Origin of the sequence: Nostoc sp. MG11 (genome assembly GCF_014904695.1) — a bacterium.
Taxonomy (GTDB): domain Bacteria; phylum Cyanobacteriota; class Cyanobacteriia; order Cyanobacteriales; family Nostocaceae; genus Komarekiella.
On the sequence record NZ_JACXXN010000032.1, the window covers coordinates 45501 to 66546 of the forward strand.

At 42.8% G+C, this 21046-nt stretch carries 20 protein-coding genes; 15 read left to right on the plus strand and 5 right to left on the minus strand.

Annotated elements, in window-relative coordinates:
• Nucleotides 1-2: 2 nt before the first annotated feature.
• Nucleotides 3-605, minus strand: coding sequence for a Uma2 family endonuclease (locus tag HCR01_RS28225; protein WP_193199340.1), 603 nt, complete (start codon nt 603-605; stop codon nt 3-5).
• A gap of 226 nt (nt 606-831) precedes the next feature.
• On the opposite strand from HCR01_RS28225, the gene argB reads away from it, so the two are divergent.
• Complete coding sequence (argB, locus tag HCR01_RS28230) at nt 832-1728, plus strand: acetylglutamate kinase (protein ID WP_193199341.1); 897 nt, start codon at nt 832-834, stop codon at nt 1726-1728.
• A 166-nt stretch (nt 1729-1894) separates the two neighbouring features.
• On the opposite strand, the gene HCR01_RS28235 is transcribed toward argB, so the two are convergent.
• Nucleotides 1895-2299: a hypothetical protein gene (locus tag HCR01_RS28235; protein ID WP_193199342.1), complete on the minus strand. Its 405-nt coding sequence runs from the start codon at nt 2297-2299 to the stop codon at nt 1895-1897.
• 181 nt (nt 2300-2480) lie between these two features.
• Here HCR01_RS28235 and HCR01_RS28240 point away from each other — a divergent pair, with 181 nt between their 5' ends.
• A complete protein-coding gene (locus tag HCR01_RS28240; RefSeq protein ID WP_193199343.1) occupies nt 2481-3017 on the plus strand; it encodes a tetratricopeptide repeat protein in 537 nt (178 codons plus the stop codon).
• A 180-nt stretch (nt 3018-3197) separates the two neighbouring features.
• Complete coding sequence (locus HCR01_RS28245; protein ID WP_413773980.1) at nt 3198-4145, plus strand: DUF3153 domain-containing protein; 948 nt, start codon at nt 3198-3200, stop codon at nt 4143-4145.
• A gap of 79 nt (nt 4146-4224) precedes the next feature.
• Here HCR01_RS28245 and pdxH read toward each other — a convergent pair whose 3' ends face one another.
• Nucleotides 4225-4869 (minus strand): pyridoxamine 5'-phosphate oxidase, encoded by a 645-nt coding sequence (pdxH, locus tag HCR01_RS28250; RefSeq protein ID WP_193199345.1) that lies wholly within the window; start codon nt 4867-4869, stop codon nt 4225-4227.
• A gap of 126 nt (nt 4870-4995) precedes the next feature.
• Here pdxH and HCR01_RS28255 point away from each other — a divergent pair, with 126 nt between their 5' ends.
• The 3 genes from HCR01_RS28255 (at nt 4996) to HCR01_RS28265 (ending at nt 8585) form a co-directional block, all read left to right on the plus strand.
• Nucleotides 4996-6081, plus strand: coding sequence for an AI-2E family transporter (locus tag HCR01_RS28255; protein WP_193199346.1), 1086 nt, complete (start codon nt 4996-4998; stop codon nt 6079-6081).
• A gap of 270 nt (nt 6082-6351) precedes the next feature.
• Nucleotides 6352-7182 carry a segregation/condensation protein A gene (locus HCR01_RS28260; RefSeq protein WP_193199347.1) on the plus strand — a complete coding sequence of 277 codons (831 nt, stop codon included), beginning with the start codon at nt 6352-6354 and terminating at the stop codon, nt 7180-7182.
• Between the two features lie 233 nt (nt 7183-7415).
• Nucleotides 7416-8585: a sugar phosphate nucleotidyltransferase gene (locus tag HCR01_RS28265; RefSeq protein WP_193199348.1), complete on the plus strand. Its 1170-nt coding sequence runs from the start codon at nt 7416-7418 to the stop codon at nt 8583-8585.
• A 66-nt stretch (nt 8586-8651) separates the two neighbouring features.
• On the opposite strand, the gene speA is transcribed toward HCR01_RS28265, so the two are convergent.
• Nucleotides 8652-10670: a biosynthetic arginine decarboxylase gene (speA, locus tag HCR01_RS28270; protein ID WP_193199349.1), complete on the minus strand. Its 2019-nt coding sequence runs from the start codon at nt 10668-10670 to the stop codon at nt 8652-8654.
• Between the two features lie 234 nt (nt 10671-10904).
• On the opposite strand from speA, the gene ndk reads away from it, so the two are divergent.
• On the plus strand, nt 10905-11354 hold the full coding sequence (gene ndk, locus HCR01_RS28275; protein ID WP_191758145.1) for a nucleoside-diphosphate kinase: 450 nt from the start codon (nt 10905-10907) through the stop codon (nt 11352-11354).
• A 77-nt stretch (nt 11355-11431) separates the two neighbouring features.
• On the opposite strand, the gene HCR01_RS28280 is transcribed toward ndk, so the two are convergent.
• The gene (locus tag HCR01_RS28280; protein ID WP_193199350.1) at nt 11432-12154 is read right to left on the minus strand and encodes a TerC family protein; all 723 of its coding nucleotides are present in this window, start codon (nt 12152-12154) and stop codon (nt 11432-11434) included.
• Nucleotides 12155-12423: 269 nt separating this feature from the next.
• Here HCR01_RS28280 and HCR01_RS28285 point away from each other — a divergent pair, with 269 nt between their 5' ends.
• The 8 genes from HCR01_RS28285 to HCR01_RS28320 all read left to right on the plus strand — a co-directional run bounded on the left by HCR01_RS28285 (nt 12424) and on the right by HCR01_RS28320 (nt 21034).
• The gene (locus HCR01_RS28285; protein WP_193199351.1) at nt 12424-12858 is read left to right on the plus strand and encodes a hypothetical protein; all 435 of its coding nucleotides are present in this window, start codon (nt 12424-12426) and stop codon (nt 12856-12858) included.
• A gap of 393 nt (nt 12859-13251) precedes the next feature.
• The gene (locus tag HCR01_RS28290) at nt 13252-14937 is read left to right on the plus strand and encodes an NAD(P)H-quinone oxidoreductase subunit 4 (RefSeq protein WP_193199352.1); all 1686 of its coding nucleotides are present in this window, start codon (nt 13252-13254) and stop codon (nt 14935-14937) included.
• Between the two features lie 106 nt (nt 14938-15043).
• Entirely contained in the window at nt 15044-16177 is a 1134-nt protein-coding gene (locus HCR01_RS39135) for a hypothetical protein (RefSeq protein ID WP_226889686.1), read from the plus strand.
• Between the two features lie 12 nt (nt 16178-16189).
• Nucleotides 16190-16744, plus strand: a complete 555-nt coding sequence (locus tag HCR01_RS28300) for a hypothetical protein (RefSeq protein WP_193199353.1) — start codon at nt 16190-16192, stop codon at nt 16742-16744.
• Between the two features lie 233 nt (nt 16745-16977).
• Complete coding sequence (gene thrB / locus HCR01_RS28305) at nt 16978-17901, plus strand: homoserine kinase (RefSeq protein ID WP_193199354.1); 924 nt, start codon at nt 16978-16980, stop codon at nt 17899-17901.
• 9 nt (nt 17902-17910) lie between these two features.
• Nucleotides 17911-18420: a hypothetical protein gene (locus HCR01_RS28310; RefSeq protein WP_193199355.1), complete on the plus strand. Its 510-nt coding sequence runs from the start codon at nt 17911-17913 to the stop codon at nt 18418-18420.
• Nucleotides 18421-18679: 259 nt separating this feature from the next.
• Complete coding sequence (locus HCR01_RS28315; protein ID WP_193199356.1) at nt 18680-20293, plus strand: NAD(P)H-quinone oxidoreductase subunit 4; 1614 nt, start codon at nt 18680-18682, stop codon at nt 20291-20293.
• A 108-nt stretch (nt 20294-20401) separates the two neighbouring features.
• Nucleotides 20402-21034, plus strand: coding sequence for a Uma2 family endonuclease (locus tag HCR01_RS28320; protein WP_413773979.1), 633 nt, complete (start codon nt 20402-20404; stop codon nt 21032-21034).
• The last annotated feature ends 12 nt before the right edge of the window (nt 21035-21046 follow it).

A 21046-nucleotide genomic window follows, 5' to 3' on the forward strand; every position in this document is an offset into this window, starting at 1 on the left:
AGTTACCAAATTTTAGCCATCCGTAAGATAAACCCTGGTAATTCTGGATTGCCAGTAACTACTTCGGGATTTTCCAAAATTTCAAGTTCTTGATTAAGACAGTAAATGTAGACTTTTCGATTCTGCCGATCAATTAACCAGCCTAGTGATGCACCGTTATCGATGTACTCCTGCATTTTGTCTTGTAATTTTATCAGGCGATCACTGGAGGAGCGTAACTCAATCACAAAGCTAGGACAAACTGGTGCAAATGAAGCTTTCTGTGAATCTGTTAAGGCGTTCCAGCGCTCCAGTTCAATCCAAGATGCATCAGGGGAACCCATAGCTCCATTGGGTAGCGTAAAACCTGTACCAGAGTCAAAGCCTATGCCAGTGCCATCTTGTTCTGTCCAATTCCCAAGCTGTGCAGCAATATAAAAGTTACGGTTGCCCGTATCTGAAAAAGCTGCGGAGATAATGATGACTTCCCCATTGGCAGTACGCTCAATTTGCAAATCTTCATTGGCTTGGCAAAATTCGTAGAATTGCTCATTTGTCATCTGCACAAGCGCGGGAAAATTGACTTTTAAAGGTGTGCTTTCAGTTTGGATTAGCAGCGTGGTCATTCTCATTCCCTAGCTTTCAGCCTGCAATGGGGACGTTATGGGTGGCTTAGACCCGAATGATTTCAATTTTAGAGGTTTGAAGCAGCGATCGCTTGTTTGTTGTGTCGGGTAATGGGGGAATAGTGATTTATTTAGTAACAGTTATTCTGAACATTAGAGATTGTTACAGGTTCCAAAGTCTTCTACACTGACTGGAATAGGTTTTAACTCTTAACGGCGGCTCCTCATGACGGTCAACGATACTGAGTACATCAGGCAAGCTGAAGCAACTCGTGTGCAAGTGTTAAGCGAAGCACTACCTTACATTCAACAATTCGCCGGTCGCACTGTTGTTGTGAAATATGGTGGCGCGGCGATGAAAGATAGCACACTCAAAGATCAAGTCATCCGCGACATTGTATTTTTATCCTGCGTCGGTTTGCGCCCAATTCTAGTACACGGTGGTGGCCCAGAAATTAACAGTTGGTTAGATAAATTGGGAATCGAAGCGCAATTTAAGAATGGTCTACGTGTCACAGATGCCCCCACAATGGATGTGGTGGAAATGGTTTTAGTCGGTCGAGTCAATAAAGAAATTGTCTCTCTAATTAACCAAGCTGGAGGCTTAGCAGTAGGACTTTGCGGCAAAGACGGTAATCTATTTACAGCCCGTCCCCAAGGTCAAGAAGGCATCGGCTTTGTAGGGGAAGTCAGCAATGTAAATATCAAGGTTTTGGAGACTTTAGCTAGCAATGGCTATATTCCAGTAGTGTCGAGTGTAGCCGCCGACGAGTCGGGACAAGCTTACAACATTAACGCCGATACTGTGGCTGGCGAAATAGCAGCAGCGTTAGGGGCTGAGAAGTTGATTTTATTGACTGACACTAGGGGTATTTTAAAAGATTACAAAGACTCCTCTACCTTGATTGCGAAAGTAGATATTCGTGAAGCCCGCGATCTGATTGCCAATGGCGTAGTCAGCGGTGGGATGATTCCAAAAGTCAATTGTTGTGTGCGATCGCTTGCTCAAGGAGTACGTGCAGCCCACATCATTGATGGACGTATTCCCCACGCCCTGCTACTAGAAATCTTTACTGACGTTGGGATTGGTACTATGATTCTCGGTTCCCAATTTACCTTTTAGGGGGGCAAAGGGGCAGAGGGGCAAAAGAGTGGAGTTTTTATGTTTGTTCACGAGTATCAACGACTCGTTAACGGAGTTCAAAGGTGGATTAATGAGTATCAAAGACTCATTGTTGCATCATAGAGTATATCTCGTCTGCTCCCCTGCTCTCCACCCATCTGCTTCCCTATCGGGGATAAGTGATGATAACGCGCGATCGCCCCCGATTAAATGGCGTCCGACGCCAGGAATTATTTATAATCACGGGATTAACTAGCGTTGAGTCTCGAATTGTCGGATTAGTCAAAGTTGGATTAATCAGCGTGGAATTGTCCACATTCTGCCTTAAGCGGGGGTAGAAATCGGGGTGATTAATGCGTCTGGGCATTAGCCCCGTTGCTGGATCTACAGGCATAGGAGTGGGAATCGGACTACCATAAATAAATGAACCAACAGCAGGCGATCGGCTGACTCCAGAAGCGCCATCAATCACGATTACAGGCTGGGCAAAAGCTGGGGCAATTGCGCTCATAACTGCTAAACTTATGCTTGCTCCCAATAAATTTAGTTGCGAATGCTTGATTTTCAGCATATTTTGCTCACCTGCATTTGATAAATTGCCATAATTAACACCAAAGACTTAGAAAATAGCTGCAACTACTTGGTTAAAATTTTAAAAGTTTATCAACGTCAATATTGCCAGCTTCTAAAAAGATTCCAAAAAGATTGCTGGCATTGGCAAAATAAAAGCAGTGCTGATTTGTGTGTAGAACGTGAATGCAGAAAGTTTAGAAATTGCCAAAACTCGCTACCAGAGTGGCAAAATTGCCTTTGAAAGTGGGCAATACCGCGAAGCCGTGGAAAATTTAGAAAAGGCAAGTGCCTTATTGGCTCGCAATTCTCGCCTTGGCGGTGAAGTAGAAATTTGGTTGGTGACAGCTTATGAAGCAGCCGGGCGTAACGATGATGCGATCGCTCTTTGCGAGAGACTTAAACGCCATCCTTATTCAGAAACCAGCAAACAAGCGCGGCGGTTGCTTTACATCTTAAAAGCACCAAAGTTGGTAAGACCGAGCGAGTGGATGACCGAAATTCCTGATTTAGGCACACTCCCTGACAATGACCTCAAAATCCGTGCAGCTGGCAAACCTATCAAATCTTCTCAGCCGCGGAAACCTGCTGAGCCAGAATTCATTGATCTCAGTCAGGTCAATACCAGAGATAATCGCTTTATCTGGGTGGCGCTGATTGTCATTGGTTTAACCATTTCGTATTTAGTTTGGTTGAGTTTTTCAGGAACCCCTGTCTAACACCAAGATTAGGACACTTCTCTTTACCCGCGGCGACTCCATTAAAACGTAGAGCCGTTTCATTTCCCCTCAATTCTTCCAAGATTGGGGGATTAACAAGCTAACTAAAACGTATTGCGTCGCCCAGAGATAGAAGTCAAGATTAGTTAAGATGTTTGACTTTTGGGGAGATTGATAATGTTGAATTTTTCTACTCTAGAAAAGATTTTCGTGTGGTTAATTAAACCATTTAGTTTTGTACTAGCAAAATGGGATTTGTTCACAAAACTGATTCCTAAAAATACAATTAATCGCGTCTCGATTCAAAATCTGCTCGTTCTTAAAACTGGGAAAAGAGACGGAGTAAAAATCCCAAAACCTATTTGGTCTCTGGTGCTGTTAATATCTCTGCTGTTGTCTGGGTGTGTCCAGTACGACGTAGGGGTTAACTTTGACAACTCAAATAGTGGCGAACTGGTACAGCATATTAAGTTGGGAGAGCGGCTAACCAGTTTTAGTAGCGATTATGTCTACGAATGGTTAAATAGCATAGAGCGTCGCGCCCGTAAAATGGAAGGCAAAATCCGGCGGCTTTCCAAAGAAGAAATTACTGTGACAATTCCCTTCAGTAATGGTGAGGAATTGCAAGAGAAATTCAACGAATTTTTTAACTCCCGTGTTAATCAACCTCCTGAGTCTGTGCAGAACGAATCTGACTCAGAATTGCCAAAAATTGAATCAAACTTACTTTTGGAGCAGAACTTTTTTTTACTTGTAGTACGAAATCGGCTGATTTATGATTTGGATTTGCGATCGCTCTCGCTAATTTCCAACAAAGGTAACGTTTTGGCTAATGCTGGTTCAATTCTGGATTTGGAATTTAGCTTGAAAACCCCTTGGGGAGCTAGGAACATTCAAAAAACTGAAACTGCTATTGAGCCAGAAAAAAATGGCAAGCAACTGGTGTGGAAACTTCAGCCTGGTGAGCTAAACCACATAGAAACAGTCTTCTGGCTTCCTAGTCCCCTTGGTATTGGTACGTTGTTGATTATCCTGTTTATCGGGGGAGGATTGTATTTAAGATACAGTTTCATGCCAGACCCCAGGATTCAGTTTGCACCAAAAGCCGCAGCTGCACAGGAACAATAGACTACTTAACTTCCCAGCGTGGATTACTTCTTTTAGCCATGCTGGTGCATTCTCCATTAAAGTTAAAACTCAGCACCACTCAGGGTGATAACCGTTCAATTTTCCAACTGTTATTATCCAAGCGAGTATAGAGCAGGCGATCGTGCAGGCGGCTAGAGCGTCCTTGCCAAAACTCAATTTCTGAGGGGATCACTCGTAAACCTCCCCAATGAGATGGTCGGGGAATTTCTTGATTTTCATATTTGCTCTGAAATTCCTGCAAACGTTGCTCTAAAACTTTTCGGCTTTTGATCACCTCGCTTTGATTAGATACCCACGCACCCAGGCGACTATTGGCAGGGCGGCTATGAAAATACTGATCCGATTCGGTTTCGGAAACTTTCTCTACATAGCCAGAAATTCGGACCTGGCGTTCCAGTTCTGCCCACCAAAAAACTAAAGCTGCTTGGGGATTTTCTGCTAGTTCTTGCCCTTTATGACTGTTGTAATTAGTGAAAAAGACAAAGCCCCGTTCATCAAAATCTTTTAGTAGCACCATTCTGGCTGAAGGTGTACCTTCTGGTGTAGCGGTGGCAATAGTCATAGCATTGGGTTCCGGGAGTTGCGCCGCTAGTGCCTGATCGAACCATTTTTTAAATTGTATAAAAGGATTAGGATCAATTTCAGTTTTGCTCAAACCTTCTAAGGTGTAGTCTTTACGAAGGTCAGCTATGGTTTTGTCCATCGTGATTTGCTTCCTTGTGAGCAGATACTCTTATACACGTCTTTGATAAAATATCTATGATCATGACCAGCCCCAACACCAGTTTTACAAACTCTGTCAAGGAATATCTAAAATAGGTTGCATCAGATGCGCCGTTCGGCCTCCCTTCAACGTTTGTTAATCTATGGTCTGAGCGGCCCGGTTATTGCTCTTAATATCTGGCTGCTGTCTGTACTTTTTCGCTATTTCCAGCATCCCATCACCATTCTGAGCGCTGCGGCGATTCTGGCTTTTCTACTAAATTACCTCGTCAAATTCTTTGAACGCGCTTTAATTACTCGCACTCAGGCGGTGATTATTGTTTTACTGGCAACTTTAACCCTTTTGATCATTCTGGGTGTCACATTAGTGCCGTTGGTGATTGATCAAACCATCCAACTGTTAAATAATATTCCTGATTGGTTAACCGCCAGTCAAGCAAATCTCGAACAGTTTGAAAAATTCGCAAAGCAAAGACGTTTGCCCCTTGATTTGACGGTTATGAGCAATCAAATCAATGCCAATATTCAGAATTTGGTACAACAGCTAGCTTCTGGTGCTGTAGGATTTGCGGGGACGCTGCTATCAGGATTACTGAACATAGTATTAGTGGTAGTGCTGGCGTTTTATATGCTTCTGTATGGCGATCGCGTGTGGTATGGTCTAATCAACCTTTTGCCGTCTAATATTAGCGTCCCCTTGAGCAGATCCTTGCAGCTAAATTTCCAGAACTTTTTCCTCAGCCAGTTGTTGCTGGGGCTATTTATGATGGTTACTCTCACCCCAATTTTCTTGGTTATGAGAGTACCGTTTGCTCTGTTATTTGCCATACTCATAGGTCTTTCCGAACTTATTCCTTTTATCGGGGCAACTTTAGGCATTGGTTTAGTGACAATTTTGGTGCTATTACAAAATTGGTGGTTAGCAGTTCAAGTGGCCTTGGTGGCAGTTCTGATGCAGCAACTCAAAGACAACCTGTTAGCTCCCAAGTTACTGGGTAACTTTATCGGACTAAATCCAATCTGGATTTTTGTAGCTATTTTGATGGGGTTCGAGATTGCTGGGTTTTTGGGGACATTGGTTGCTGTGCCAATTGCCGGTACTATCAAAGGTACTTTCGATGCTATCAAGAGCGGCAAATCCGATAATTTTGTATCAACTGTCACTATTGCTCATGACCCGCCCGAAAATTGAGACAGAAGTCCAGAAATTAAAGGCAAAAAAGCCAAAATTCTTTCTTTTAATTTTGAACTTTGTAATACTATGTGGTTGTCTGAGTACAACACTAATTTATTTTCCGTATAAAGTGGAAATTCATTTGTTGAAATTTATGCGATCGCCATCTGGCAATCCCTTAATAGAAGCAAGCACAAGCGAATGTGCAGAATATATGAGCACACGCTCAAAAAATTTACAGTTGAATTTATCGTCTTTGAATCTTATTACTTAACTTAGAACTGGTTGATGGATGCTTCCGAGCTATTAGAAACAATTACATTACTGATTGAGCAAGCTGAACGGGGAGAAATTGATCCCTGGGATGTCCAAGTAATCGAGGTGATTGACCATTATTTAGAACTAATGGCACCAGAAGCAACAGAAAGGGGCTATGAAGCCGACTTGTCTCAATCTGGACAGGCTTTTTTATCAGCATCAATGCTAGTTTTATTCAAAGCAAACACCTTGATGCAATTGTCTTCAGGAGCAGATGCCCAAGAAGGTGTAGCAGATGATGCAATCTTAGAAAGTGAAGACGGGATATTAGATAAGGCTCATCGTCTGCCATTAGAACGACAATTACGTCGTCGCCCAGCAGCAATGCCACCACCAAAACGCCGTGTCACTCTGCAAGAGTTAATTGAGCAATTGCAGATCATGGCGAACCAGCTAAAACTTGTACAGAAAGCCAGTAAACCTGTTCGACCCAAACGTCAGCCTAGTGTCCAAACGATGCGGGAAGCACTAGAGTTAGCTCACCAAGAAAATCTGACGGAAGTAGCTGGGGAACTAGAACAGGTGTTATCTCTTTCAGCAAGAGAGTTACATTTAGAACAAAATTGGTTAAATCTAGAACAACTTGTAGAGTTGTGGTCAAAGACAAAGCAGTCCTACCACAATGGTTCTGGCCATGAATCAAAACACAGTCACCTAGTTAGTGTTTTTTGGGCACTACTACTACTTTCGGCTCAATCCAAAGTAGAGCTATTTCAAGAGGATTTTTACCATGAGATTAAAATTCGCTTACTTGCAGATACAGCTAACACCTACAAGTCCTTCGAGCGACCGATGAACTAAGTAAGTCAAAAGCAGCTCTACAGATAATTTACAGATTTTTGCTTCAGCCCCAAAATCCGGGTAAATTGAAAAGATAACTGATCGCTTGTCATCTAGCCATATCGAATGGTTGCAATAACCAGCAAATTCCCGTTATTCCTGTGTTTAGGGATAACTTAGAGCAGAAATAAAAACTGATGATTAAGTATCACTCGATGAAAGTAAACTGGCTTGTGGTTGAGGAATAAACTTTTATGAAAGCGATGATTCTCGCGGCGGGCAAGGGTACTCGCGTTCGTCCGATTACCTATACAACTCCCAAACCGATGATTCCTATCCTGCAAAAGCCAGTGATGGAATTTCTACTAGAACTGTTACGCCAACACGGTTTTGACCAAATTATGGTCAATGTTAGTCACTTGGCTGAAGAAATAGAAAACTATTTTCGTGATGGGCAGCGGTTTGGTGTACAGATTGCCTATTCTTTTGAAGGGAAAATTGATGACGACGGTAAACTGGTGGGTGAAGCAGTCGGTTCTGCTGGAGGGATGCGCCGCATCCAAGATTTCTCTCCATTTTTTGATGATACCTTTGTGGTGTTGTGCGGCGATGCTTTGATTGATCTGGATTTGACTGCGGCGGTAAAGTGGCATAAATCCAAAGGCTCAATCGCCACTATCATTACAAAATCTGTCCCACAAGAAGAAGTGTCTAGTTACGGTGTGGTCGTCACCGATGAAGATAGTCGTGTCAAAGCTTTCCAAGAAAAACCTTCAACCGAAGAAGCTCTGAGTACTAACATCAATACGGGTATTTATATCTTTGAGCCAGAGGTGTTTAATTACATTCCCTCTGGAATAGAGTACGACATCGGTAGCCAATTATTTCCCAAACTAGTGGAAATCAAAGCCCCATTTTACGCCATCCCTATGGACTTTGAATGGGTAGATATTGGTAAAGTACCAGACTACTGGCGAGCGATTCGTGGTGTGCTACTGCGCGAAATCAAAAACGTACAAATTCCAGGTCATGAAGTCGCTCCTGGAATCTACACTGGTTTAAATGTTGCCGTAAATTGGGACAAAGTGGATATCACAGGCCCAGTGTATATCGGTGGTATGACCAGAATAGAAGACGGAGCTAAAATTGTGGGCCCAGCCATGATTGGCCCCAATTGCTGGATATGCAGCGGTGCAACAGTAGAAAACAGCGTTATTTTTGAATGGTCACGCCTGGGGCCAGGAGTCCGCTTAGTTGATAAGTTAGTGTTTGGGCGTTATTGCGTAGATAAAACTGGCGCTGCGATCGATGTCCAAGCTGCTGCTTTAGACTGGCTGATTACCGATGCTCGTCAGACACCACCATCCCAGACACCAGTTGAGCGACAAGCGATCGCGGAATTACTGGGGACAAATACAAATTAGTTAAGAGTCAAGGGTCAAGAGTAAATATTTTGAATTTTTGACTCTTGACTTTTTGACTCTTGACCATTAGCTATTTAGATACGTATATCGTCGTAGACTCTGCTCGTAGGTTTGCAGTAATCGCTGAGATTCCGCTAGAGTAATGCGTTTTTCTTCCAAAGCTTTCTCGCAACGCTGGCGGATATTTTCCACCATATCTTCGGAGTCATACTGCACGTAGCTCACTACTTCGCTCATGGTGTCACCTTTGACAACGTGTTCAATCTGGTAGCCTTTGGGGGTCAACTGGATATGAACTGCGTTGGTATCACCAAAAAGGTTGTGTAAATTGCCCATGATTTCTTGATAAGCTCCATTCAAGAACATTCCTAGATAATAGGGTTCTCCGGGCTTATAGGGGTGCAGTTCTAAAACCGATTTGACATCACGCAGGTCAATAAAGCGGTCGATTTTACCATCACTATCACAGGTCAGGTCTGCTAAAATGCCCCGCCGCGTTGGTTCTTCATCTAGGCGGTGTATGGGCAGGATTGGAAATAACTGGTCGATCGCCCAGCAATCCGGTGCTGATTGAAACACAGACATATTAACGTAGTATATGGAAGCCATGATTTTTTCTAGGTCTTCCAATTCATCGGGTACGTATTCTTGCTGTCTAGTGATGTCAAGAATTTTTTGACAACAAGCCCAGTAGAGTCGCTCGGCTTTGGCTCGTTCTTTGAGGCGTAAAATTCCTAAATTGAAGCGGCTGATAGCTTCTTCTTTGAATTGAGTAGCGTCGTGGTAGAACTCCTGGTAATTCTCGATGTTAATTGATTGGTAGGTTTCCCAAAGGTAATTAATGATTGGGGATTCTCCCTCTTGCGGTGGTTCTGGTGCATTCAGGGGGACATCACTGGTACTGAGAACGTCAAAAATTAATACCGACTGATGGGAGGCGATCGCTCGCCCACTTTCGCTAATCAGTGTTGGTACGGTAATTTGCCGCTCAGCACAGGTATCCTTTAACTCTGCCACAATATCGTTGGCATAGTTCTGCATGTTGTAATTTTTCGAGGTGTAAAAATTGGTTTGGGAACCGTCGTAATCTACACCCAAGCCACCACCAACATCGAGGTATTTCATATCTGCCCCCAGCATCGCCAATTCTACGTAGATGCGGCTAGCTTCTTGGATGGCATCTTTAATCACATTAATGGCAGAGATTTGTGAGCCAATGTGGAAGTGCATCAACTGCAAAGAATCGAGCAAATCAGCTTCGCGTAACTTGTCAACCGCCTCCATTACTTCAGGCATTGTCAGACCAAATTTAGCGCGATCGCCGCTAGAAGTTCCCCAACGTCCCATGCCTTGGGTACTGAGTTTAGCGCGAACTCCCAAAATCGGCTTAATACCTAATTGGCGGTTAGCGGCAATTACCAGATCGACCTCTTCAATCTGTTCTAAAACGATAATCGGTGTTTGCCCTAGCCTTTGGGCTAACATTGCCGTTTCGATGTATTCCTGGTCTTTGTAGCCATTGCAAACTAGCAATGCTCCTGGTGTATCCAAGGTAGCCAGAGCAATCATTAATTCTGGCTTAGAACCAGCTTCTAGACCAAATTGATGTGGCTTGCCAAATTTTACTAAATCTTCAATCAAGTGCCGCTCTTGGTTACACTTGACGGGAAACACGCCACGATAGACGCCAGGGTAGTTGTAGCGGGCGATCGCTTTAGCAAAACAAGCGTTCAACCGCTCAATTCGATTTTCCAAAATATCGGAAAATCGAATCAAGATGGGAAGTCCTAAACTACGCTGCTTCAAAGAATTGACTAATTCAAACAAGTCCAGAGAACCCCCGCGATCGCCTTTGGGGGAAACAGTGACATGACCAGCAGCGTTAATCGAAAAATAAGGCTGTCCCCAACCTTCAATGCGGTACAGGGCTTCGCTATCCTCTATTTTCCAGAAGCGAGGTACATCTCCTGTGGTAGTACTAGGTGGTAACAGCTTTTTTTGCTTGTGATTTTTCACTTCAGATTTGTGTCCATTGGACGGTACTTTTACCACCTCGTCAGATGTAGCAGTTGACTCAACACCCATTTCTTCCTGACCTCTGTGTTTCACCCACGAATTAACAATTTAGCGCATTCATTTGCGAACGGATATGCACCTAAAGATAATTTCTGAGATAAACTCTGATTGGTCAAGAGTCAGGAGTCAACAGTCAATAGTCAAGAGTTAAAAATCTTTTGACTTTGGACTGTTGACAAAATAATGCGTTAAATACCTGACAATTGACTAGATAAAAAATTTATTAAGTTTTGGGAGTTAGCTTTGGAACGCACATTCTTAGCAATTAAGCCTGACGGTGTACAGCGTGGATTAGTGGGTGAAATTATCCGTCGTTTTGAAACTAAAGGCTTTACCCTCGTTGGCTTGAAGTTTCTGAAAGTCAGCCGGGAATTAGCTGAACAGCACTATGATGTTCACCGCGAAAGACCTTTTTTTGGTGGTTTAGTCGAATTTATCACTTCTAGCCCAGTCGTAGCGATGGTATGGGAAGGAGATGGCGTCGTTGCTTCTGCCAGAAAGATTATTGGTGCGACGAATCCCCTGACAGCAGAACCAGGAACAATTCGGGGCGATTTTGGCCTTAATATTGGTCGCAACTTAATCCACGGTTCTGATGCTCAAGAAACCGCACAGCGAGAAATTGCTCTGTGGTTTAAAGATGAAGAATTAGTCAGTTGGCAACCGCACTTGACCCCTTGGTTGCACGAGTAGTTAAGAGAAGGAAGCAATAAGAGGAGATAGGGAGAGGAGACAAGAAAATTTATTCTATTGACTCCCCCACTCTCTTCTCACTTCGATACTTCAGTTTTTTCAGGTTCTTCTTGGGGCAATTCGATGACAGTACGCTTCGTAAATCCCCAGGCTAAGATGAGTCCGATCGCGGTAATCATAAACCATTCTGGTGGGACTAAAGCATCATTCACCACTTTCAATAACAGCCGCAGGCCTACCAAAGCTACAGTTACATAGCCTGCATCCTCTAGGTTTTCAAATTCATCTAGCCAACGGATAAATAATCCCGCCATAAATCTCAGTGTAATAATACCGATTGTTGCACCTGTCAATACCAGCCACCTTTCTTGAGAAACAGCGATCGCAGTTGTCACGCTATCCAAAGAAAATGCTAAATCTGTAAATGCAATCACGGGGATCGCTTGCCATAGTGAGTTGAAGCGGGGGCCGTGATGATGATCGTCCTCAGTTTCTTGAGAGCTAAAGTGTTGGAATACCAGCCACAGCAAGTATGCAGCTCCCAAAAATTCAAATTGCCAGAATTTTTGCACCCAAGTTGCAGTTAGAATCAGGGAGATTCGCAGAATATATGCGACGACCAAACCAAAGTTGAGTGCCTGACGCTCAAGTTTTTTGTCCTCCAGTCCTTGGGCGATCGCAGCGAGGGCGATCGCATTATCAGCGGATAGTACTGCCTCTAAAAATATCAGGATGAGCAGGACTATAGAGGCTTCAACGCTGAAATGAAAGTGCAGGTAATCAAAAATTTGGTCTAGCATTCCGGGTTCTCAAACAGTGAAAATTAAAAATTAACAGAATCAGAGATTTTCATATCGAAATAGTGCAATAAATTGCGACTTTAATCCAGCTTAGCGCGATCGCAACTCTGTTTCTTATTCCTTGCAGATTGCTTCTAGAGTAAAAACGCTTAGCTCGGATGGCGTCAATTCGGCAACTATTCATGATGCCTGATTTACTTAGAGTCGAGATTCATGTGACAATGTGTAATTATGGCTGAAAGTCATACTTAATACTAAGAGAATCTAACATGAGTATTGGTAACACTAAGTTGCATTCCAAGAAATTACTTTTGTGTCTGAGTTTGGCATGTGGAGTGTTGGGTGTAATGATTCCCAATACTGTGTCTTCTCAAACTACTCCTATAATACGCATTTTAAGGGTTACGGCTGCTAGAGGTACGACTTTCAAGCGGGAAGAAAGCTGGTATCTACAAGCACGTAACATAACACAGGCAGATCAAAAGTGCGCCGTTAGATCAGGTGAAAAATTTTTTGTCTCGTCTATTCTAAGTAGTAATAATAGCCAGGAAATGAGTCCTAACGGTAATGGTGAGCGCCTCAGAGATTACTGGGAAGTAACATTTGAGAAGCCACTTCCTTGTGATCAGCAAGGTAATGGTAGACCAACCTGGTTTGTTTTTAAAGCTCATGTACAACAATTACAAGCTGTTACCGTGCGTTAGTGGTGAAGTAATTTAGTATTCTTAATTCTGTAAAGATAAGATCAAAATTGCATTGATGCAAATCAGGTATTAACGCTAGCGATCGCATTTTTGTTTAGTACTACCTACTCTGCAAAAACGCTTCTCTACAAGATTAAGGCGAACTCAAACAGCATAACAATAACGTTACACACCACATTCAATACATTTTCTTGTTTAAGAATTGGGTGTACGACGTAGAAGAAAAACTTCAATATTTAGATTCATAACAGGTGTTGGACTGTTCATCACCAAGTCAGTAAATCAAAGAACAGAATTCTATCTATGCATACCTAGGGAAAATATTTATGAAGAAATTGTTACAAAGTTTAGTAGAATAACTTCATTCACAAATAAGTATTTTTTCTTATTGACATGATAGCGGATCGATTTCCTTGGCTTACGGCGATCGTTTTGCTGCCACTCGTTGCTTCGCTGCTGATTCCTGTGCTGCCTGATAAAGACGGCAAGCGCGTGCGATGGTATGCACTGGGTGTAGGTATTACAGACTTTGCCTTGATGTGCTACACCTTTTGGAAGTATTACGATGCGAGCAGTGCTAGTTTTCAACTCGTGGAGAATTATGCTTGGATACCTCAGTTAGGTCTGAACTGGTCATTATCGGTCGATGGACTTTCAGTACCGCTTGTGCTTTTAGCAGGATTTGTCACCACGCTCTCGATTTTTTCAGCATGGCAAGTTGATCACCGCCCCCGCCTCTTCTATTTCCTAATGCTTGTGCTGTATTCCGCACAGATAGGGGTATTCGTCGCCAAAGACTTGCTGCTATTTTTCATTATGTGGGAAGTAGAGCTAATTCCCGTATACCTACTAGTCTGCATTTGGGGTGGGCAGAGACGTCGCTATGCAGCTACAAAATTCTTGCTGTATACAGCAGCGGCTTCTATATTTATTTTGGTGGCAGCCTTGGCAATGGGGCTATATGGCGGCGGTAATATGACATTTGATATAACCGCACTCGGCATGAAGGAATATCCCCTGGGTCTACAACTGCTACTTTATGCAGGATTGTTGATTGCATTTGGCGTCAAGCTTGCTGTTTTCCCCATGCATACCTGGTTGCCTGATGCTCATGGCGAAGCATCCTCTCCTGTGTCAATGATTCTAGCTGGTGTGTTATTGAAGATGGGAGGATACGGACTGATTCGTCTAAATCTTGAACTGCTACCCGATGCACACATTTACTTTGCGCCGGTTCTAGCCATTCTGGGTGTTGTCAATATTATTTATGGTGCATTAAACTCCTTTGCTCAGACCAACATGAAACGGCGTTTAGCTTATTCGTCGATATCTCACATGGGGTTTGTACTGCTTGGGATTGCGTCCTTCACTGATTTAGGAATCAACGGCGCGATGTTGCAGATGATCTCGCATGGTTTGATCGCCTCAGTGCTGTTCTTCTTGGCAGGTGTTACTTACGATCGCACCCACACAATGATAATGAAAGATATGGGCGGTATTGGTCAAGCCATGCCCAAAGTATTCGCCCTGTTTACAATCGGAGCGATGGCATCCTTAGCCCTTCCTGGTATGAGCGGCTTTGCTGGCGAACTTTCGGTATTCGTTGGTTTGACAACCAGTGACGTTTACAGTTCAGCTTTCTGCACTGTGACGGTTTTTCTCGCCGCAGTTGGAGTCATCATTACACCTATCTATCTCCTTTCCATGCTGCGACAGGTATTTTATGGTAAGGGTGCAGCGCTCGTATGCGACATTAATAATGTAGGCTTAGAAAATCAAGAGGGTGAGGGAACAGTTTGTTTTGGTACAGACTGCCTTGTGCCAGAGGAGGCAGTCTACAACGATGCTAGACCGCGTGAAGTATTTATCGCTGCCTGTTTTCTGCTGATGATTATTGGTATTGGTTTCTATCCCAAGATGGCTATGCAGATGTACGACGTCAAGACTGTTGCAGTCAATGCTCGTGTTCGCCAGTCTTATGCCATAGTCTCACAAACAAAACCCCAGATCTATGCCAATAGATCTTTAGTTCCACAAATCTCAGAGGCGGAGGGAACGTCCGTTTTGGGAACTTTTTAGACAGTTAAGGGAAAAAAGCGATCGCTCCTAATGGTGAGGTGATCGCTTTTACACATCAAAAGATTGTATTAACATAGGAATTAAAGTAATATTTATAACATTTATTATGGCTATGCGAGACGCAGACAAGGATCGTCGCAAAAATCGCCCTGTCAATAATCCTCACCCACCTGCGAAAGAACCACTTTCTTATCATGAGCTTAAACAGTTATGGACAAATGCTCGTGCCAAAGCGCTTCAATGGGAACAATGTGCAAAAGAAAATCAGGATGCAGCATCTCAACTGACTCAAGTTCAGCAAGATATCCAAACTTACCAAGTTGAGGTTAATGAGTTAAGAGAACGTGCGGCACACAATTACCAGATATATCTTAATGAACAAAAAAATTATCAGCAGGCTTTATGCCTCTACAACGGAGAAAAAACGAGAGCAACTGAATTAGTTGCCCAACGTGATGAATGGCAACAACGTGCAAAAGAAAATCAAGATGCAGTATCTCAACTGACTCAAATTCAGCAAGATATCCAAACTTACAAAGTTAAGGTTAACGAGTTAGAAAAACGTGCAGCACACAATTATTTAATCTATGTTGATGAAAAAGAAAATTATCAGCAGGCTCTAAATCGTTACAATGAAGCAAAAGCGAAAGCAACTGAATTAATTGCTCAACGTGATGAATGGCAACAACGTGCAAAAGAAAATCATGAAGCTGCATCCCAACTAACTCAAATTCAGCAAAATGTGCAAATTTATCAAGTTGAGGTCAATGAGTTAAGAGAACGTGCAGTACACAATTACCAAATATATCTTGATGAGCAAAAAAATTATCAGCAGGCTCTACATCGTTACAATAAAGAAAAAGCCAGAGCGGCTGAATTACTTGCCCAATATGAAGAAATAAAGTCTGAGCGAGATAACTATTTAACTCTATATAATGAGGCACAAACACAACTTAGATTTGAGCGACGTTCCAAGGCTGGTATTAAAGGATGGGAAACTCGTCGTAAAGCTGAGAACGAAAGGCTAAAACGGGAAATTGCTGAGATGGTTGTTATACTGCGCGAATCCCTTGCAAGTAAAGATGAAGCAATAAATAACCTCTACGTTGTAGCAGAGCGTATGGATCGAATTCAATTCCTGGTGGATTCAGTGGAAGAAGAAACAACAGGTAATCCTGTAGGTCTGGTACAAAAGTTTAAGCGCATCTGGCTTGCTATTAAAGAGATACTTTCAGAGTAAATAAGCATCTTTATGAGCAAAAAATCAGCATCAACCATAGGAACTCAAAGTCAAGGTAAGTTAGGGGAGCAAATTCGTAATATTGCCTATAGACTTAAACAGGAAACTGAGGTACAGATCAAAGCCACCTCCCGTATTTTGGGTGCTGCGGCTCAATTTTCCAAAAATCATGACCGACTTATTAATGAGGTGGTTGATATGGTTGAGGAAGACCTTAATAAACAAACCCAGATGTATCAAAAGGATATTTATACGGTTGATATTCTAAAGCAACAGTTTAAAACATTACGTGAAGCAAAGGATTACTTTAAGCGGAAAGCAGCTAGTTGGGAATCCCTTGCTAACAAACTAAATGATTTATCTTCCCAAAATCTTATACCTGAAACTAAACCTCAGTCATATCAAGTTTTGGAAAGTAACGGTATGGTAAAACTTGAGGATGATAGTAAAAACTCTAAAGGTTTGACAGTTCATTTAGAAGCAGATGTCGTAGAAATGTTTCCCAATGCTCAAGCAGTAAATGAAGCTTTACGTTTTCTAATTAGAGTTACGAAGAAAAGTCGCTAAAACAGTGAATTTAACAGTCAAACATTTATAATGAATTTTATCACATGATATCCTATATTTCAGCCCTCCAGGGATGATTTCTGAGCTTGTCGAAGGACTGAGTTTTAAGCTTACCGAGCGTTTCTATAAATTAAAAGATGGTGTGATCAAAGTATCCTCAAAACCGAGCAAAAACTCATCCAAATCAACCCTTTACATGAGATGCTGGTTGATTAATTAGTGAGTATTTGCAGATGTCTGTTGTTTCTAGTGTCACTGTTACCGTTCCTGCCACAACTGCTAATTTGGGGCCTGGTTTTGACTGCATCGGTGCAGCTTTAACGCTGTACAACGAGTTTAAGTTCACTCGCCTACAAGAGGGTGCGTTAACTATTCATGTCACAGGTGCGGAAGCAGAACGGGTACAAACTGATGAGAGCAATCTTCTCTATCAAGCATTTTTGAAGTTATATCAATATATAGAGCAAACGCCGCCATCAGTGAAAATGGAGATTCGGCTGGGTGTTCCGCTGGCGCGGGGTTTAGGTAGTTCGGCGACAGCAATTGTTGGGGGATTGGTTGGTGCTAATCAACTTGCGGGTGCGCCTCTGAGTCAATTGCAGGTGATGGAATTAGCGATCGCAATGGAAGGACATCCTGATAATGTAGTTCCAGCTTTGTTGGGGGGATGTCGTCTGGCTGCAACCAGCAGCACAGGTTGGGAAATCTGCGAGATTCCCTGGCATGGGGATATTGTGCCTGTGCTGGCTATTCCTGATTTTGAACTTTCTACTTCAACAGCGCGGCGCGTTCTACCAACTGAGGTGAGTCGTGCAGATGCGATTTTCAATACGGCGCATCTAGGGTTGTTATTGCGCGGCTTAGAAACTGGTAAGGCAGAATGGTTAAGGACGGCTTTGCAAGATAAGTTACATCAACCTTATCGCAAAGCCTTGATTCCTGGTTACGATGTTGTCAACATAGCAGCTGTGGCTGCTGGTGCTTATGGCATGGTAATTAGCGGTGCGGGGCCGACACTATTAGCTTTGGCAGATACAACACAGTCACAGGCTGTAGAAATGGCGATGTTAACCACTTGGCAAGAAGCAGGAATTACAGCTGTTGTGCGATCGCTTTCTCTAGATACCCAAGGTGCAAGCAGCTTTCACGAAGGATAAACAAGAATTATGCAGCAAATTCAGGCAGAAATAGCAGCACTTAACTTTCAAATTCAAGTTCTCCAGCAAGAACGTGCAGCACTCAATATTAATAATGCAATATCTGGCGAGAATGATTCACCCCTAGCCACAGTTGAGGCGTACCGTCGCCATGCTAGAGAAAATCCTCAATTATCTGCTGAACTTAAAGGCATAGATGATGCGATCGCCGCGTTGGAAGTGCAGCTACATCATAAACAAGCTGAATTAGCATGTTGCCAAATTGAATCAAAACAACTTACTCAACAGCAGCAATTAGATGAGGCCAAAAGAGTAGCTCAGGTTCATGCTCAACGCGTTAATCAACTTGCGGGAGAACTATCCACAGAAATCCGTCTTCTGAAAGCTTGCGCCGATTATCTAAGTCCAATGTATTGGCAGGTATATTACAAGCCTTTCATTACCGGGTTCAAAACCATATCAGTTCCTTATGTTCGCTCAGATGGGGAAGTATGGACAATTGTCAATCGTATCGTTTAAAAGTGTAGTTTCAAGTCTTATTTAGCAGTTGTCTGCATCTGAAAAAGCAGTCATATCTTGAGGCGGTGGCATTAGTCACCGTTTTTTGTTGACTTAGCAAAAGTTTACATTTAGAATAGATTGCCAAGAGATAGCAATGAGTATTTATTACTATCTACATCCAATTTTAATCTTCTAAGGAGAAATATCGTTTACAAAACTAAAAACTCCTTAATATAATGCAATCAAAAGCGAAATTCTAAACCGATTGTCAGCAGTGATGAATGATATTGAACTTCCCTGGCTAACAGCCATAATATTCTTGCCCTTGGTGGCTGCCTTAGCCATCCCCCTAATCCCAGATAAAGAGGGCAGAACTGTGCGGTGGTACGGTTTGGGAGTAGCGATCGCCGACTTTGCGTTAATGATTTATACCTTTTGGTATAAATACGACTTCCACAGTTCAACATTCCAACTTGTAGAAAACTATCCTTGGGTTCCGCAGTTGGGTTTGCATTGGGCGGTAGGGGTTGATGGTTTGTCGATGCCCCTAATACTCCTAACAGGCTTAATTAACACACTCGCAATCTTCGCGGCTTGGAAAGTTACCACCAAGCCGCGATTATTTTATGGCTTGATGCTGGTGATGTACAGCGCCCAGCTTGGCGTATTTGTTGCCCAGGATATGCTGTTGTTCTTCCTAATGTGGGAAATCGAGTTAGTGCCGGTTTACCTGCTGATTTCCATCTGGGGAGGACAAAACCGCCGCTATGCAGCAACCAAGTTCATTCTTTACACCGCCGCTGCATCAATATTTATCTTGGTAGCAGGTTTTGCAATGGCATTCTCTGGAGATACTGTCACCTTCGACATGGCAACTCTGGGAATGAAGCAATATCCCAAAGCCTTTGAATTGTTAGTTTATGCAGGTTTCTTGATTGCCTTCGGCGTGAAACTGCCGATTTTTCCCTTACACACTTGGCTACCTGATGCTCATGGTGAAGCATCAGCACCAGGTTCAATGATTTTGGCTGGTGTATTGTTAAAAATGGGCGGTTATGGTCTCATCCGCATCAATGTTGAGATGCTGCCTAATGCCCATGTTTACTTTGCTCCAGTGTTAGCAATTTTGGGTGTAGTGAATATAGTCTATGGCGCTTGCTGTGCCTTTGCTCAAACCAATCTCAAACGCCGCTTGGCATACTCTTCAATTGCCCACATGGGGTTTGTGCTAATTGGGATTGCTTCTTATACAGAACTTGGCATCAGCGGTGCAGTGCTACAGATGGTTTCCCACGGCTTGATTGCTGCTAGCTTGTTCTTCCTATCCGGGGTGACTTACGAACGCACCCACACCTTAATGATGGATAAAATGGGCGGCATGGCTAAAGTAATGCCCAAAACCTTTGCTCTGTTTACCATTGGTTCAATGGCTTCTCTGGCTTTACCAGGAATGAGCGGCTTTGTTGGTGAATTGATGGTATTTCTCGGTATCGCCACCAGTGATGTTTACAGTTCCAGTTTCAAAGTTGTAGTCGTACTGCTGTCAGCGGTTGGCGTGATTCTGACACCGATTTATTTACTATCGATGCTCCGCCAAGTTTTCTACGGCAACCAAAGTGAAGAGTTACATCTAGATGCTGTGATATCTGATGTTAAACCTCGTGAACTTTTTATTACCGCTTGTCTGCTGCTTCCAATTATCGGTATCGGGTTTTATCCCAAGTTGGCAATGCAGACTTATGATGTGAAGGCAGTAGAATTAGCTACTCATGCTCGCCAAGTTCTACCAGTTGTTGCTCACCAGCAACCATCAAGTTTGTACTCGCGTATTTTTACAGCACCAACCTTAGCTAATGCTCAGGTTGAGAGTTTAGTTAATATTTCAGAGTAAATATACTTCCCGTAAAGGGTGCTGGAATTAAATTCTAATATGAGGGGAATAAAGGGGTGGTTAAGAAATCACCCCTAAAATTTTTATAAAGAGATATTTTGAAGATAGGTGAAGTATTCAAAGAGCAACTATGAGCACAAATTTACCTGTAGCTACAGAAATTGTACCAATAGTCTTGCAAATGCAACCTGCGTAGACGCAAAGCGGCTTGTCGAAGACATCGCACTAACTGACGACCAATTTTACGAATTTTGTCAGTTAAACCGTGATTTTCGCATCGAACGCAATGCTGCCAAAGAATTAGTGATTATGCCCCCTACTGGTTCCGAAACTGATGAGCGCAACTTTAACTTAATTAGACAGTTGTGGGTGTGGACAAAACAAGATGGTACAGGTGTGGGACTTGGTTCTAGTGGTGGGTTTACTTTACCTAATGGTGCGGTGCGTTCTCCCGATCCCGCGTGGATAAAACTTACACGCTGGGAAGCAATACCACTAGAACTACGAAAAAAATTTGCACTGATTTGCCCTGAATTTGTGATTGAATTGCGTTCTGAGAGTGATAACTTGCGAATTTTGCAAGACAAGATGCAAGAGTATATTGATAATAGAACGCAACTTGGTTGGTTAATTGATAGAAAACAGCGTCAAGTTTTTATTTATCGTCCTCATACTGCGGTTGAGGTATTGAATAACCTTAAGACACTAAGCGATGAATCGTTGCTACCTGGTTTTTTTTAGATTTAAGTCAGG

Coding starts and splice junctions, on each gene's coding strand:
- HCR01_RS28265 (WP_193199348.1), top strand. CDS start 7,416: ATGAAAGCGATGATTCTCGCGGCGGGCAAGGGTACTCGCGTTCGTCCG.
- speA (WP_193199349.1), bottom strand. CDS start 10,670: ATGGGTGTTGAGTCAACTGCTACATCTGACGAGGTGGTAAAAGTACCG.
- HCR01_RS39135 (WP_226889686.1), top strand. CDS start 15,044: ATGGCTATGCGAGACGCAGACAAGGATCGTCGCAAAAATCGCCCTGTC.
- HCR01_RS28260 (WP_193199347.1), top strand. CDS start 6,352: ATGGATGCTTCCGAGCTATTAGAAACAATTACATTACTGATTGAGCAA.
- HCR01_RS28290 (WP_193199352.1), top strand. CDS start 13,252: ATGATAGCGGATCGATTTCCTTGGCTTACGGCGATCGTTTTGCTGCCA.
- HCR01_RS28285 (WP_193199351.1), top strand. CDS start 12,424: ATGAGTATTGGTAACACTAAGTTGCATTCCAAGAAATTACTTTTGTGT.
- HCR01_RS28255 (WP_193199346.1), top strand. CDS start 4,996: ATGCGCCGTTCGGCCTCCCTTCAACGTTTGTTAATCTATGGTCTGAGC.
- HCR01_RS28300 (WP_193199353.1), top strand. CDS start 16,190: ATGAGCAAAAAATCAGCATCAACCATAGGAACTCAAAGTCAAGGTAAG.
- pdxH (WP_193199345.1), bottom strand. CDS start 4,869: ATGGACAAAACCATAGCTGACCTTCGTAAAGACTACACCTTAGAAGGT.
- argB (WP_193199341.1), top strand. CDS start 832: ATGACGGTCAACGATACTGAGTACATCAGGCAAGCTGAAGCAACTCGT.
- HCR01_RS28235 (WP_193199342.1), bottom strand. CDS start 2,299: ATGCTGAAAATCAAGCATTCGCAACTAAATTTATTGGGAGCAAGCATA.
- HCR01_RS28280 (WP_193199350.1), bottom strand. CDS start 12,154: ATGCTAGACCAAATTTTTGATTACCTGCACTTTCATTTCAGCGTTGAA.
- HCR01_RS28315 (WP_193199356.1), top strand. CDS start 18,680: ATGAATGATATTGAACTTCCCTGGCTAACAGCCATAATATTCTTGCCC.
- HCR01_RS28310 (WP_193199355.1), top strand. CDS start 17,911: ATGCAGCAAATTCAGGCAGAAATAGCAGCACTTAACTTTCAAATTCAA.
- thrB (WP_193199354.1), top strand. CDS start 16,978: ATGTCTGTTGTTTCTAGTGTCACTGTTACCGTTCCTGCCACAACTGCT.
- HCR01_RS28225 (WP_193199340.1), bottom strand. CDS start 605: ATGACCACGCTGCTAATCCAAACTGAAAGCACACCTTTAAAAGTCAAT.